Consider the following 15,167-nt stretch of genomic DNA (forward strand, 5'->3'; position numbering starts at 1 on the left):
GGATAATATAAATAAATCCGTTATCTTATAAGATAACGGATTTTATTCTAGTCCACGTTATACAAACGTAAATGGATCTGTATGTAATTCTGAAGCATGAATACGCGCAGTAAATTTTCTCTCATCTACTTTTGCTTGTAATTGTTTTTGTACACCTTTTTTCATCACTTTTTCTACGTTATGTCCCGGATCTACAATATTTAATCCAAGCATCATCGCATCATGCGCAACATGATAATACATATCTCCTGTCACATATACGTCTGCTCCTTTATACTTCGCCTGCTTTATATACTTATTCCCATCCCCGCCAAGTACCGCTACTTTTTTCACAGTATCATGTAAGTTTCCAACAACGCGAGCTCCCTTCACTTCAAGAGATTCCTTCACATGCTCTGCAAACTGTTGTAATGTCATTTCTTGTGGTAAATACCCGATTTTCCCAAGTCCTAATGTTTCACCTTTGTTCTCTAGCGGGTAAATATCATATGCTACTTCTTCATACGGATGTGCCTGTAGCATTGCTTTCATGATTTTACGCTGCAGGGAAGCAGGAATAATAGTTTCAATACGAACTTCTTCCACCTGTTCTAAATGCCCTGTCTTTCCGATATACGGATTTGTTCCTTCTTGCGGCATAAATGTACCAGTGCCCCCACTATTAAACGTACAATGACTATAATTCCCGATATGACCCGCTCCCGCATCACCAATCGCCTGACGTACCACTTCTGCATGAGAAGAAGGAACAAATACAACTACCTTTTTCATTTCTTCTGCATAAGTAGGAACAAGCACTTCTGTTTCCTGCAATCCTAAAGCGTCTGCAAGTAAATCATTCACACCACCTTTGGCAATATCCACATTTGTATGAGCAGCATAAACTGCAATATCGTGTTTTATACACATTTCAATAATCCGTCCATATGCTTGCTCTGTATGAATTAGTTTTAATGGATTAAAGATAAGCGGATGATGGGCAATAATTAAATTCGCCCCTTTTTCTATCGCCTCTTGTACAACTTCTTCCGTTACATCAAGTGCGATTAAAACACTCTCTACCGTTTTATTCAATGCCCCAATTTGCAATCCAACCTTATCGCCTTCCATCGCTAAATGTTTTGGGTACATACTTTCAAATAAAGAAATGATTTCATATCCATTCGGCGTTTTACTCATGATAAAACCTCCTCAATCATACGGATCTTCTCTAACACTTCTGCACGCTTCACTTTTGTATCTTCTGTTTCTGTCGCAAGTTCTAATTGCTTACAAATATTTTTAAAGTTTTTACGTTCACTCTCCCATTTTTCTACAAACACTTCATTTTTCTCTTTCATTAAAAATGGTCCCATTAACAAAGCTTCTTCTTTTTTTTCACTGTACGGTGCAAGGGTGTTTCCCTGTTCCCCTACTAAAATTTCGTAAATCTTGCCGTCTTCTTTTATAATTTTTTCTTTTATTAATTCCCAGCCATTTTCAATAAACCATTCGCGAATATGGTGCGCAGCAATGTTAGGCTGTAAAATTAAACGGGTTACACCACTAAGTTTCTCTTTTCCATTCTCTAAAATATCACGAATTAACGCACCACCCATACCTGCAATTGTAATTACATCTACTTCACCTGGCGCGATTACTTCTAAGCCATTTCCTTTACGTACGTTCACTTTATTTTGCAATCCGCACTCTGCTACCGTAGCTTGGGCAGAACGGAACGGACCTTCTACAACCTCTCCCGCTACCGCCTGTGTGGCAATATTATGTAAAACCGTATAACAAGGTAAATAAGCATGATCCGAACCAATATCTGCAACAGTAGAACCCTTTGGAATTTCAAGCACCACTTCTTCTAATCGTTTTGAAAGCTTTACTTCATTCATTTGTTTCAATTGCTCCTTCTCTTTTCAGTCTGTCTCCATGATAAAGAATTTATAGTTGTTGTTGCAAGGGAATAAATTATTTTACTTACCTTACAAACCGTTTTTTTCGAATTCAACATTTTAGGCGATAAAGTGAAACTACAATCAGTGGGGGTTTTCTTTCCCCCACTGATTGTTAGCCCTCACCAATCGGGCTTTTATGGGCAGTTAGTCTCACCTATCTTCTTCGCGCTTTTCTCTCAATTTTTAGGTGGGACCTTACTGCCCGCAAATAGCGGGATAAAGTGAAACTTCCATATATCATAAAATAATTATTTCATGTAGTCACCACATGTCTTTTTTGAAATTATCTTGATCCTCTTTATTTTAAAAAGAAGGTAAACAGAAAGCAAACATAATACAGTGAAACTTCCATCAATGGAGGATTTTCTTCATCCCGACTAATAGTTAATTGAAGTACTCAGCAATCATCTCCCATCTATCTTCTTTAACTTCTCAAGATCTTGAAGCTGGAATCTTACTGCTCATTAAATCAAGACAAAAAAAGACCCTTCGCTAAGACGCAAAGAGTTGCCATGTAACAATATATTATTTTTTCTTTGATAACCAATCTGCAACCTTTGACGCTTGATCCGCTGGAATAATACCTGATGGCATGTTTCCTCTTCCTTTTAAAATAACTTCTTGGATTTGATCTTTCGAAAGTCTGTCACCTACTTTTTGCAAATTAGGACCAACTGCTCCTTGCAACTGATCACCATGACAACTTGTACAATTTTGCTTTACAATATCTTCAGGTTTTGCTGCTGTCTGCGTCGTTTTTCCCCCGGGCTTCTTCGCCTCAGCTAGCTCCTTTGATTTATTCATACCTTGAAATGAAAATACAAACATCATAATAATTCCTAATACGGCAATAAGAGCAAATGGAATTAACGGATTACGCTTCATTTTTTCTTTTTCCCCCTCTATACCCCTTAATAGTTTGATGATTCAGTCATTTATATTGTACTTGAAAATATTCTACCAGAAAAGACCAAACTACAATAAGTTTAAAATATTCCATATATTCAATCAATTATTCCGCTACAAAATCACGTAAATTTTTGATAAATATCCACTTTTCTCATCATAAACAGTTATATTTTCCACATATTTTTGCTAGGAATACACGAAATTAATCGAAAAATCGAAAAATGACCATTTGCAAATCAAAAGACAATTCTGTAAAATAAATTACAAGAATTGTAATTGCTTTTGATAGCTAAATTTTAACAAAAATTAACAAAAGAAAAAAGTTTACTTCATATTACTGAAGTAAACTTTAAGCAAATCTCTATTCTAAGAAATCTTTCAAACGTTTGCTACGGCTTGGGTGTCTTAATTTACGAAGCGCTTTTGCTTCAATTTGACGAATACGCTCTCTCGTAACGCCGAATACTTTTCCAACTTCTTCAAGCGTGCGAGTTCGTCCATCGTCTAAACCGAAACGAAGACGAAGAACATTTTCTTCACGATCTGTTAATGTATCTAGTACATCTTCTAATTGCTCTTTTAATAACTCATATGCTGCATGATCTGCAGGAGATGTTGCTTCTTGGTCTTCAATAAAGTCACCTAAATGAGAGTCGTCCTCTTCACCAATTGGTGTTTCAAGAGATACTGGCTCTTGTGCAATTTTTAAGATTTCGCGTACTTTTTCAGGAGCTAGATCCATCTCTTCACCAATTTCTTCAGGAGACGGCTCACGACCTAAATCTTGTAATAATTGACGTTGAACACGAATTAATTTATTAATTGTTTCAACCATATGAACTGGTATACGAATTGTTCTTGCTTGGTCTGCAATTGCACGTGTAATCGCTTGGCGAATCCACCATGTTGCATACGTACTAAATTTATACCCTTTGCGGTAATCAAACTTTTCAACTGCTTTAATTAGACCCATATTCCCTTCTTGAATTAAGTCTAAGAAAAGCATACCGCGGCCAACATAACGTTTTGCAATACTTACAACAAGACGTAAGTTTGCTTCTGCAAGGCGGCGCTTCGCTTCTTCATCGCCTTCTTCAATACGTTTTGCAAGAGCAATTTCTTCTTCAGCAGATAGTAAGTCAACACGACCAATTTCTTTTAAGTACATGCGCACAGGATCATTGATTTTCACACCTGGCGGTACACTTAAATCATTTAAGTCAAACTCTTCTTCTGTTTTGGCTAATTGATGTGTATTTGGATCTTCATCGCTGTCGCCAACTAAATCAATTCCTTGTTCACCTAAATATTCATAATATTCATCCATTTGTTCGGATTCAATATCAAATCCGCTCATGCGTTCTGCAATCTCTTCATATGTAAGAACGCCACGTTTTTTTCCGAGCTCTGTGAGTTGCTCTTTCACTTGCTCAAGTGTTATATCAGTTTCAATTTGTTTAGAACGAGCTGGTTTATCAGCCATTTGTTCCCCTCCTTACGCGAGATACAAACAATGATTATAATAAGTTTTTATACAAAAAGCTATTTTCTTGCTTTTCGCTTTTGTAAATACTCTTGGAAAAAACGCGCTGCTGCCAAATGGTCTTCTTTTTCCATTTGCTTGAGCATAAAAATATTTTCCATTTTCTTTATTTTTTGCTTATGCCGACGTAAAGCATCTACGTTACCATGAAGCAATTCTTCTGAGAATTCGGGATTAATCATCTCATCTGTTGAAATATTAGTTACAATATTTTTTAACTTTTCGTCAGAAAGCCAGCTTAAAAAGTTTCCGACTGACGGTTCATTTCCCTTTTCATAATATGCGTATAGCTCATATAAAATCCCTTTATGTTCTTCTGTATGAAAATCTTCTATATGAGGCTCGATACGAAAAGCGATATCTACACTTTGCAACATATGATAAATAAGCTCTCTTTCAGCTCTTTCAAAACCAGAAAATTTCGGCTTCGCATGAACAATTTGAGAAGGCTGCGAAATTGGCTTTGTCTGTTTTTGCTGTACCTTTTGTTCTTTGCGATATTGGTGCAATTGCCCAAGTAGTGTTTCCATTGAGTAAGCAAATTCCTGTGACAATGCCTTCAAATACGATTCCGCCTGCATTGCATCTTGCAATGAAGCTAACTCTTTTAAAACACTTTTCACATAAGCTTCTTTTCCAGATTCATCTTGTAAATTTTTCCCTAAACGAAGATAATTTATTTTAAATCCAACAAAACTTATACTTGCATGTACAAGTTTTTGAAACGGTGTTATCCCGTATCGCTGCACATATTCGTCAGGGTCTAATTTATCTGGCATAGAGACAACCTTCACTTCACAACCGGTTTGCAATAACAATTGTCCTGCTTTCATCGTTGCTTCTTGTCCTGCTTTATCACCATCATAGCAAAGAACAACAGTTTCAACATTACGCCGCAGAAGCTTCGCCTGTTCCTCAGTTAAAGCAGTGCCCATTGTTGCAACAGATTCTTCAATCCCACTTTTCACAGCTGCTAAAACATCCGCATATCCTTCAAAGAGAAGAACTTGCCCTCGTTTTCGAATAAATGGCCTTGCTTGATGAAAATTATATAACAGCTTGCTTTTATGAAAAATAGGTGTTTCTGGGCTATTCAAATACTTAGGTGTATCATCTCCTAATGCCCGTCCACTAAAAGCAGCTACTTTTCCTTGCAAGGTATGAATTGGAAATATAACTCGTCCACGAAAACGATCATGATAACTGCCATCCTTCTCGCTGCGAATAAGTAAGCCAGCTTGTTCCATAACAGCTGGTGAGAATCCCCGCTTTTGCAAGATTTTCGCCGCTGCATCCCAAGCGGGAGTGGCATACCCAATTTCAAACTTTGCAATCATTTCTTTCGTAATACCTCGCTCTAGCAAATACGAAAGTGCTTGTTTCCCATCTTCTGTATTTACTAAGAGATGATGGTAATACTTTTTCAAAAGCTCATGAGCTTGCAACATAATCGTACTATCATCAGATATGTTTTGTTTTTGCTCTAGTTCTGATGTAAAGTTAGCAACAGGAATATCATTTCGCTCACCTAATTTTTGTACAGCTTCCACAAAAGACAGTCCGTCTATTTTCATTAAGAAGGAAAAAACATTTCCTCCTTCTCCGCATCCGAAGCAATGAAAAATTTGCTTATCAGAGGAAACAGAAAACGACGGTGAGTTCTCGCCATGAAAAGGGCAAAGTCCAAAATAATTTCGACCTTGTTTTTTAAGCTGCACATATTCACCAATCACATCAACAATATCAGACGATGTACGAATTTGTTCTACAACTTCCTCGGGAATTTTGTTTCCCATAACTCCATCTCCGTGTCGTATTTTGTATTCGATACAAACTAAAGAATTCCTTTATAATTCGACAATATTTTTTCTAAACTAGACAAAAAACATTGTCGATCACGCTTAGCAAACGTTTTTGGCCCTTTTGTAAAGGTTCCTTGTCTACGTAACTTCGCAGATACATATCGATTATATAAAATTGTATCCATATGCTCATCGGTTACAAATGTGCCGCGCGGAGATAATACGTACACTCCTTTTTTAACAAGAAGACCAGCAAGCCCCATATCTTGTGTGATAACGAGATTTCCTGCCTTTGCACGCTGATAGATGTAAAAATCCACCTCATCTTGTGCAGAATCTACATATACCCAATTTCCTTTTTGGCTTCTTGACTGATGGGCGTAGGATGCGACAAACCAAATGTCGACATGAAATTTTGTACGATGTGCAAAATTTCTTCCTTCACTGGACATGCATCTGCATCAACAAAAATTTTAGTGATGTTTTGCATATTTCTCTATTCTACATCCCTTCTGTGAATCCTTCCATAATGTCTGTTTTCTTGTTTAGATTTTTGTCGATTTTACGTAAAAGTATTTCCTTCACAAATCTTATCCCTAGTTTATTCTGAAAAATTAAAGTCTAAACGTAAAATGAATGTTTTTATCACAATTTTTTATTATAATATATTTTTCTAAACTTAGCTACACATCTGTTAAATTTTCATAATTGAGTGAAAAAAGCACATTCACCTTTGGTAAATGTGCTAAAACTTCTGTCGGTTTTGCACTGCATTCACAATAATATTTGCTGTTTCTTCAATCGCTTTATTGGATACATCAATAACAGGACAACCGATTTTACTCACTACACGTTCAAAGTGTTCAATCTCTTCTTTAATACGATTAATATTAGCGTAACTCGCTCCATCACTTAACCCAAGAGACTTTAAACGTTCTTTGCGAATATGATTTAATTTATCAGGTGTTATTTTTAAGCCAAAGCATTTTTCTTTCGGCACGCGATATAATTCTTCCGGCGGATCCACTTCAGGCACGAGAGGAACATTAGCTACTTTTAATCGCTTGTTATGTGCAAGATATTGTGAAAGTGGTGTTTTTGATGTACGAGACACTCCGATTAATACGATATCAGCTTTTAAAAGACCACGTGCATCTCTACCATCGTCATATTTCACAGCAAATTCAATCGCTTCAATCTTTTTGAAATACTCTTCATCCAACTTTCGTACAACCCCTGGCTCATATCTTGGAATTTGCCCTGTTACCTCTTCAATTTGGTCGATAAGAGGACCGATAATATCATAAGCCTCTACACCCTCTTTTGCCGCTTCTTCCCGTAAATATTTTCGCATATCAGGCTTTACTAACGTAAAACAAATAAGCGCATCATTACTTTTGGCGATAGAAATAACTTCTTTTAATGTCCCTGTATCTTCTACGTACGGTACACGTCTAATGTCCGGCGCAAATGGAAATTGCCCCATAGCTGCTCGAACAACTAAATCAGCTGTTTCTCCAACCGAATCAGATACGACATATACGATTTTACTATTCATTGCATTACCTCACTTTAAACGAATTGCACTTACTCATGATTCACTAAATCAACGAATGCACGCGTAATATTAGTTTTTGTGATGCGACCGACAACTTCTAATCCTTGTTTTGTGTCCTTTACAACCGGAACAGCATCAATCTGCTTTTCTATTAAATCCATTGCGACATCATACAAGCTATCTTCCTTGCGACACATCGTAACATTCGGCATTCTTGTCATAATAATATTTACCGGCAATGACGTCAAATCCTGCTTTCCTAGACTTGCTCTCAGCAAATCTTTTCGAGAAACAACACCGACTAACAATGTATTTTGGTCAACGATAAATAAAGTACCGACATCTTCTAAAAACATTGCACAGATTGCATCATATACAGAAACGTTTTTATCAATTACAGCCGGCCTAGATTGATAATCTTGTACAATAACTTTTTTAACCGCCTCAGAAAGCAGTTGTCCACCTGTTTTTCCAGTATAAAAGTAACCAACACGCGGACGTGCTTCTAAATAACCCGCCATTGTTAAAATAGCTAAATCTGGCCTAAGCGTTGCTCTCGTTAAATTTAATTGCTCAGCAATCGCTTCTCCTGTAATTGGACCGTTATCTTTTACAATCTGGATGATATGTTCTTGGCGCTTATTTAGTTCTATGATAATCACCACCTTCATTACAACACGAAAAGAGTTATACTATCTCTTAAATATTATATACTAAATATGTCATTCGAAAAAGAAAGTATGTAAAAAGGACCTCATTTGGTCCTCTATATTTGAAATTTATCAAGCTGATCTAAAAAACGTCTTGATTTTAAATATATCCCGCAATATTCATCATAGTACATATTCAATACTGTGCGCATTTGTTTTTTTGTTTCGTCTTTAACAGATACATTTCCAAGACGCGCTAAATCAAAATGATAAAATAACCGCAACAGCTTGTGAACAGCTTCTCCAATCACAATACGGTACGGGTCTTGCTCAGCGTGATGTTTACACAGAAAACCGCCTTCCCTAATAGAGAAGGCGACAAAGTCTGTTGACTGGTGACAAATCGCACATGTATCAAAGTATGGATTAAGCCCGAAAACTGGCAACATTTTCGTTTGATAAATTAGCGCTAGAACTTCTGGGTCAACCCCTTCACTCATATAATGCAACGTTTGATATAACATTTCAAATAAATACGGATTATGTTTTTTCTCTTCTGTCGCTTTATCAGTCAGTTCAACAATAAATGACGCATAAGCAGTTAAAAATAAATCTTCACGGATTTCTCGCATAGAAGAAATAATCTCACCTTGCTGTAATGTCCCTAAACCGGAACCCATTTGAATGAGAAAATGACCGTGAGTTAATAATTGAGAAATGGATGCCAGTCTACTTTTAGGTTTTTTAGCTCCTCTGGCCATTGCACTAACTTTTCCTAATTCGCGGGAAAATATAGTTACAATTTTGTTTGTTTCTCCATAATCAATCGTTCGAATGACAATTCCCTCAATTTTTTGAAACATGTTCGTCACCATCCAAGGTTCGAACAAAATGGGTTAGGAAATTGGAGAATCTAGCTCTACTTGTACTTCTTCATGCTGCTGCATTTCATCTTCTACATTTTTTTCCATTTCCTTCAAAAGAAGATACGTTTCAATGCTTCCTGTTTTCGAGAAAACTTTCCAGGTAAAATCTAACATAAGAATCCACCTTTCTCAGTAAGCTTACATGTAGTCCAATTTCTTGCTTTGTTATTAAAATGACCCATTTTGTTCATTTTCATGTGAGAAAATTTTTTCTAAATTATACAGTTTTTATCTCTCTATTCGCGGGCAGCAAAACCCCACTCCAATATTCAGAGAAAAGTGAAAAAATAGGTGGGGGATAATTGCTGGCATGCGCCCAGTTGGTTCAGCTAGCCATTCGTGAGGAAAAACATCTGACGAATGGCAGTTTCACTTTATAGATATTCGTCTTCGCGGAAGCCAAGATCACGTAACTGTGACATTTTGTTACGCCAATCTTTCTGCACTTTTACCCACAACTCTAAAAATACTCTTGAACCAAGAAGTGACTCAATATCAAAGCGCGCTCTTTTCCCAACTTCTTTTAACATCTTACCTTGTTTCCCAATCACAATTCCTTTTTGTGACGGACGTTCTACAATAATTGTTGCATTAACATAAATTGCTCCGCCTTCACGCTTTTGAATTGCATCAATAACAACCGCAACAGAATGCGGCACTTCCTCACGTGTTAAATGTAATACTTTTTCACGAATAAGTTCTGCAATAATAAAGCGCTCTGGATGATCTGTCACTTGATTTTCCGGATAATATTGTGGGCCTTCTGGTAAATATTTTTTAATCGCCCCAATTAACGCTTCCACATTATTTCCTTCTAATGCTGAAATAGGTACAATTTCAGCAAAATCATATAACGTACGGTATTTATCAATAAGCCCAAGCAGCTCCTCTGGATGAACTTGGTCAATTTTATTAATCACTAAAAATACTGGTCGCTTCGTTTCTTGTAATTTTTCAATGATAAACTCTTCACCGCGTCCAAAGCCTTCCTCTGCATTGACCATAAACAAAACAATATCTACTTCTTTTATTGTCGTTTGAGCCATTTTAACCATAAAATCGCCAAGTTTATGCTTTGGTTTATGTATACCTGGTGTATCAATAAATACAACTTGCGCATCATTTTCTGTATAAACACCTTGAATTTTGTTACGTGTTGTTTGTGGTTTATCGCTCATAATCGCAATTTTTTGCCCGATAATTCGGTTTAAAAATGTTGATTTCCCAACGTTTGGTCTCCCAATAATAGAGACAAAACCTGATTTAAAACCTTCTCTATTCATGTAAATCCTCCGCTAAAAATGCTCCTGGTAACAATTCTCCTACTGTTGTTTCTTGAATGTCACCGCTTAAATTTGTTAAATATACTTTTGTATTTGACTCACACAATTCTACCATAACTTGACGACACGCTCCACAAGGAGGCACTGGGCGTTTTGTATCTGCTACAACTGCAATTGCAGTAAATTCTGTACTTCCTTCCGAAATCGCTTTAAATAGCGCCGTTCTTTCCGCGCAGTTACACAAACCATATGATGCATTCTCAACATTGCAACCACGATATACTTTCCCGTCTTTCGTTAATAAGGCAGCACCGACTTGAAATTTAGAATACGGTACATATGCTTGTTTACGCGCTTCGATCGCTTCTTGAATTAATTCTTTGCTGTTCATCGTGTCTCGTCCTTTCCATTCACATTATGAAAAGATAAAAATCTTTGGAATGCAACTATATCATATACGGCCCAAAGATAATAGCGCCAATTACAACGGCAATAATCGAGAAAAACAATACCGCGCCTGCTGCTGCGTCTTTCGCTATTTTAGCAAGGGGTTTCACATCAGTCGTTACTAAATCAACTGTTTTCTCTATCGCTGTATTAACGATTTCCAATGCAAATACAACGCCAATTGTCAACAGTAAAATAAGCCACTCTATTTTCGTAATATGAAAATAAAAGCCAAGGCCACTAACAACGCACGCTGCCAAACAATGAATTTGTACATTTCTTTCATGGAGAAGACAAAAGAAAATTCCAGCAAATGCATAGCGAAAACTATTTATTAGTTTCCCTTTTTTCATCTACCCAATCCAAAAGTATCGAGAATTTCTTTTTGCTTTCCAAACATAACCTTTTCTTCTTCTTCTGTCATATGATCATAACCAAGTAAATGTAAAAAGCCATGCACTGCTAAAAAACCAAGCTCACGCTCAAAGGAATGGCCATATTCTTCAGCCTGCTCTTTCGCTCTCGGAATAGAAATAATAATATCCCCTAACATACGAGGCATTTCCACACCGACAATTTCCATTTCTCCTTCGCCCATATCTTCCATGGCAAAAGAAATCACGTCTGTTGGCTGATCTTTATCACGATAATCACGGTTAATTTCTTGAATACGCTCATTATTTACAAATGTAATCGAAAGTTCTGTTCCATCTTCTACAGATTCTGTATCTGCAGCTTTTTCAACTAACTGCTGAATCATGTCAACATACTCTTCTTTTACTTCTCCCGTTTCATCAAAAAAGTCAATTATTAACCCCATTTACTTCACCTTTTCTTCTGATAATTTCGGATACTTAATCCGAGAATGGAAAATTCCATTTAATGTTTCACATAATGTTTTCTCCACAATTTGCAGTTCTTTAAATGTTAAATTACATTCACTAAATTGTCCATCTTGTAGACGATCCTTAATAATACTACGAACAAGATTGTCAATTTGCTCCGGCGTTGGTGCATTCATCGAACGCACTGCCGCTTCTACACTATCGGCAATGCCGACAATTGCCGATTCTTTTGATGTTGCTTTTGGACCTGGATAACGAAACATCTCTTCTGTGTACTTCTCTTTATCCTCTTGCATTGCTTTATAGTAGAAATACTTTAACAAAGTGGTTCCATGATGCTGTGCCGTGATATCAATAATTTCTTGCGGAATATGGTGTTCTTCTAACATTTTCACTCCATTTGTAACATGGGCAATTATAATATCTCTGCTTGTTTCAGGATCTAACCGATCATGAGGATTTGAGATTCCCATTTGATTTTCAATAAAGAAATGCGGCTGCACCGTTTTCCCGATATCGTGATAGTATGCCCCTACACGTGCTAACACACCATTTGCTCCTACAGCTTCACATGCCGCTTCTGATAAATTTGCAACCATGACACTATGATGATACGTTCCTGGTGCTTCTAATAAAATTTTGCGAAGCAATGGATGATTTGGACTCGCTAATTCCACCAACTTCATACTAGAAACAAGACCAAGAGCACTTTCTAAATATGGCAAAATCCCCATTGCTAAAATAGATGAAATAATCCCAGATGCCGCTGCCATTAATAAATGTGTTCCAATCTCAAGCGGTGAAAAGTTTCCGTTGCGCAGTAACAATAAAGCTGCTAATACAACCACATTTAAAATAGATACAAGCACCCCAGCTTGCAGCAGCATTGTACGGCGATTTTTTTCCCGCAAGAAAATACTAACAGAAAGCGAGCTAAGCAATACATAAATCCCAACTGAAAAATTCAGTGTACTCGTTACCCCTTCATTAAATAAAATACTACCACACACCGAAAAAATCACACTCGTTATGAAAACAAACCGATCGCTAATCATCAACTTCACTAATATAGTTCCCATTGCAACTGGAACAATATAAGCAATACCAGCGTATTCTAACTTTTGAAACAAACTAATAATTTTCATTAAAACAACTGTAATAGCAACAATTGTTGTATATGCTAGGATATATGGCTTGTCCTCTCTTTTCGGCTTTAAAAACGCCTCAAATTGCTTATGCATAAAAAATAAAAGAACACCAATAAAAATAGCTAGTCCCAAAAATGGTTGAAATGAATTACTTTGATCCAGTAATCCTACTAGCTTCAACTGTTCATATATTTCTCTTGTGATTGTGTCGCCTTCTTTCACAAGAATTTGACCTTGTAAAATATAAACAGGGGCCACTTGATCCATCGCCATTTGCTTTCGTTCCTTCGTAGCAGACGAATCATAAAAATAATTTGGTACGATCGCATACTGACCAAGGGCAATAATTGCTTGTTTCAATTCATTGCTAACAAATACATTTTTTAACTCGTTAGAAATACGATCTTTAAACTGATCCACTTCATTCATTTTAATATGAGAACTCATTAAATTATTAACGGCTGTGACGGTTGATTCCCTCGCCACAAGAAGCTGATCTTCTGCCGCATTTAAAAATTGCAATAGCACTTGATCAGACAAACTTTTCGTTAAATCCGTTGGCAATTTCTTTTTTAACTTATCCAATCGTTCTGAAGTCGATAAGTTTTTTTGTGCATCTGGTGCCGAAGCATTGGTCTCTGAATCCACTTCTTTAACTGCATCAAAGACCGAATTTACAACATCAATTCGATTTTGTTTATATTCACTTCGATACGTATACTGATCCTCGACCTTTTGAGCAGCTTCTCTCTTTTTCTTTTCTGTTGTTACTTTATCTTCAATTTTAACAGGAGAATGGATTGTCTTTTTTGAAATAGACAGCATTTTGACATCTAATTGTTCCGGTTTTACATTATTCATCAGCGCAAAAAATAGCACTGCTCCTACTAAAACATAAGAAATCCAGCTCAGTTTTTTCGAATGTTGTATATTGCGAAACCACTTAGCAACTTCTTGAAACCTTGACATAATTACAATACCTTCTCCTCTCCTGATATAAAGTGAAACTTCCTTTCTTGAGGCGCTTTTTCCTCACGAATGGTTAGTTGAACCAATCGGGCTCTTACAATCGGTTCGTTTTCTCTTCTTTGCTTTACTACTACCGATTGTTGGAGCAGGATAAAAAGAAATGATCCTTACAAGCAGGATCATTCCATTTTATCATATGCTTCAATAATTCGCTGTACAAGTGGATGACGAACAACATCCGATTGCTCAAGTTTAATAAACGAAAGTCCAGGTACGGCGTCTAATATATTCGCTGCAATAGAGAGACCAGATTTCACACCTTTCGGTAAATCAATCTGAGATGGATCTCCCGTAACAACCATTTTTGAACCAAATCCAAGACGTGTTAAAAACATTTTAATTTGTGCTCCTGTTGTATTTTGCGCTTCATCTAGAATAACAAAGGCATCATCGAGTGTTCGGCCTCTCATATATGCTAATGGAGCAATTTCAATGATACCGCGTTCCATCATTCTTTGTGTATGTTCTTGCCCAAGCACATCATGAAGAGCATCATAAAGAGGGCGTAAATACGGATCCACTTTTTCTTTCAAATCTCCCGGTAAAAAACCTAAACTTTCTCCAGCTTCAACAGCAGGTCTGGTTAAAATAATTTTTTTTACATAACCATTTTTTAATGCTCGAACAGCCATTACTACAGCTAAGTATGTTTTACCAGTACCTGCTGGTCCCATTCCAAAAACAATATCATTCTTCTTAATAGCATGAATATATTGCCTTTGTCCCATCGTTTTCACACGGATGGACTTACCTTTTGCTGTTTTAAAAATTTCTTCTTCATATAACTCTTCAAAATGAGCCAATTTCCCTTGACGACCAAGTTGAATTGCGTAAGCTACATCACGCTCAGAAATCGATACACCCTTGCGAATAACAGCTAGAAGCTGTTTTAATATACCTTCAACAAGAGCTATCGCTTCGTCTGTTCCAGATACACGAACAGATTCCCCTCTCGTAACAATCGATACCTCGAGCTCGTTCTCAATTACTTTTAAATGCACATCATTTACTCCAAACAAAGCAATTGCTTCATTATGGTTTTCCAATTGTTGATTCATCTCTACTAATTGTTCAGCCATTA

15 protein-coding genes and 1 pseudogene are annotated in these 15,167 nt (G+C 36.8%); all 16 read right to left on the minus strand.

The genetic code is table 11. The features are described 5' to 3' along the window. Positions 1 to 57: 57 nt before the first annotated feature. The 16 genes and pseudogenes from AB1284_RS16670 to AB1284_RS16745 all read right to left on the minus strand — a co-directional run bounded on the left by AB1284_RS16670 (position 58) and on the right by AB1284_RS16745 (position 15,165). Complete coding sequence (locus AB1284_RS16670; RefSeq protein WP_429753842.1) at positions 58 to 1,179, minus strand: Nif3-like dinuclear metal center hexameric protein; 1,122 nt, start codon at positions 1,177 to 1,179, stop codon at positions 58 to 60. After that, the gene (locus AB1284_RS16675; protein ID WP_429753841.1) at positions 1,176 to 1,883 is read right to left on the minus strand and encodes a tRNA (adenine(22)-N(1))-methyltransferase; all 708 of its coding nucleotides are present in this window, start codon (positions 1,881 to 1,883) and stop codon (positions 1,176 to 1,178) included. Before AB1284_RS16675 ends, AB1284_RS16670 begins: the two co-directional genes overlap by 4 nt. A gap of 588 nt (positions 1,884 to 2,471) precedes the next feature. Then, positions 2,472 to 2,831, minus strand: a complete 360-nt coding sequence (gene cccA, locus AB1284_RS16680; RefSeq protein WP_429753840.1) for a cytochrome c550 — start codon at positions 2,829 to 2,831, stop codon at positions 2,472 to 2,474. Positions 2,832 to 3,216: 385 nt separating this feature from the next. Continuing rightward, positions 3,217 to 4,338, minus strand: a complete 1,122-nt coding sequence (gene rpoD, locus AB1284_RS16685; protein ID WP_230574877.1) for an RNA polymerase sigma factor RpoD — start codon at positions 4,336 to 4,338, stop codon at positions 3,217 to 3,219. A gap of 59 nt (positions 4,339 to 4,397) precedes the next feature. Beyond that, positions 4,398 to 6,194, minus strand: coding sequence for a DNA primase (gene dnaG, locus AB1284_RS16690; RefSeq protein ID WP_429753839.1), 1,797 nt, complete (start codon positions 6,192 to 6,194; stop codon positions 4,398 to 4,400). A 38-nt stretch (positions 6,195 to 6,232) separates the two neighbouring features. Continuing rightward, positions 6,233 to 6,690, minus strand: a pseudogene (locus AB1284_RS16695) (YaiI/YqxD family protein). Between the two features lie 255 nt (positions 6,691 to 6,945). Continuing rightward, the gene (locus AB1284_RS16700) at positions 6,946 to 7,758 is read right to left on the minus strand and encodes a pyruvate, water dikinase regulatory protein (RefSeq protein WP_336481691.1); all 813 of its coding nucleotides are present in this window, start codon (positions 7,756 to 7,758) and stop codon (positions 6,946 to 6,948) included. Between the two features lie 29 nt (positions 7,759 to 7,787). Next, positions 7,788 to 8,420: a helix-turn-helix transcriptional regulator gene (locus AB1284_RS16705; RefSeq protein WP_429753838.1), complete on the minus strand. Its 633-nt coding sequence runs from the start codon at positions 8,418 to 8,420 to the stop codon at positions 7,788 to 7,790. A 104-nt stretch (positions 8,421 to 8,524) separates the two neighbouring features. Next, positions 8,525 to 9,271: a DNA repair protein RecO gene (recO, locus tag AB1284_RS16710; RefSeq protein WP_429753837.1), complete on the minus strand. Its 747-nt coding sequence runs from the start codon at positions 9,269 to 9,271 to the stop codon at positions 8,525 to 8,527. A 33-nt stretch (positions 9,272 to 9,304) separates the two neighbouring features. After that, positions 9,305 to 9,448: a YqzL family protein gene (locus AB1284_RS16715; RefSeq protein WP_429753836.1), complete on the minus strand. Its 144-nt coding sequence runs from the start codon at positions 9,446 to 9,448 to the stop codon at positions 9,305 to 9,307. A 260-nt stretch (positions 9,449 to 9,708) separates the two neighbouring features. Beyond that, complete coding sequence (gene era / locus AB1284_RS16720; protein ID WP_336481693.1) at positions 9,709 to 10,617, minus strand: GTPase Era; 909 nt, start codon at positions 10,615 to 10,617, stop codon at positions 9,709 to 9,711. After that, positions 10,610 to 11,008, minus strand: a complete 399-nt coding sequence (locus AB1284_RS16725) for a cytidine deaminase (RefSeq protein WP_336481694.1) — start codon at positions 11,006 to 11,008, stop codon at positions 10,610 to 10,612. The genes era and AB1284_RS16725 overlap by 8 nt, the downstream gene beginning before the upstream one ends. A gap of 55 nt (positions 11,009 to 11,063) precedes the next feature. After that, positions 11,064 to 11,417 carry a diacylglycerol kinase family protein gene (locus AB1284_RS16730; RefSeq protein ID WP_429753835.1) on the minus strand — a complete coding sequence of 118 codons (354 nt, stop codon included), beginning with the start codon at positions 11,415 to 11,417 and terminating at the stop codon, positions 11,064 to 11,066. Further along, on the minus strand, positions 11,414 to 11,884 hold the full coding sequence (gene ybeY / locus AB1284_RS16735) for an rRNA maturation RNase YbeY (RefSeq protein WP_429753834.1): 471 nt from the start codon (positions 11,882 to 11,884) through the stop codon (positions 11,414 to 11,416). Before ybeY ends, AB1284_RS16730 begins: the two co-directional genes overlap by 4 nt. Further along, a complete protein-coding gene (locus tag AB1284_RS16740; protein WP_429753833.1) occupies positions 11,885 to 14,026 on the minus strand; it encodes an HD family phosphohydrolase in 2,142 nt (713 codons plus the stop codon). A 179-nt stretch (positions 14,027 to 14,205) separates the two neighbouring features. Beyond that, a complete protein-coding gene (locus tag AB1284_RS16745; RefSeq protein ID WP_429753832.1) occupies positions 14,206 to 15,165 on the minus strand; it encodes a PhoH family protein in 960 nt (319 codons plus the stop codon). Positions 15,166 to 15,167 lie beyond the last annotated feature (2 nt).

Origin of the sequence: Bacillus sp. S2(2024) (assembly GCF_050474045.1) — a bacterium.
Taxonomy (GTDB): Bacteria; Bacillota; Bacilli; order Bacillales; family Bacillaceae_G; genus Bacillus_A; species Bacillus_A yunxiaonensis.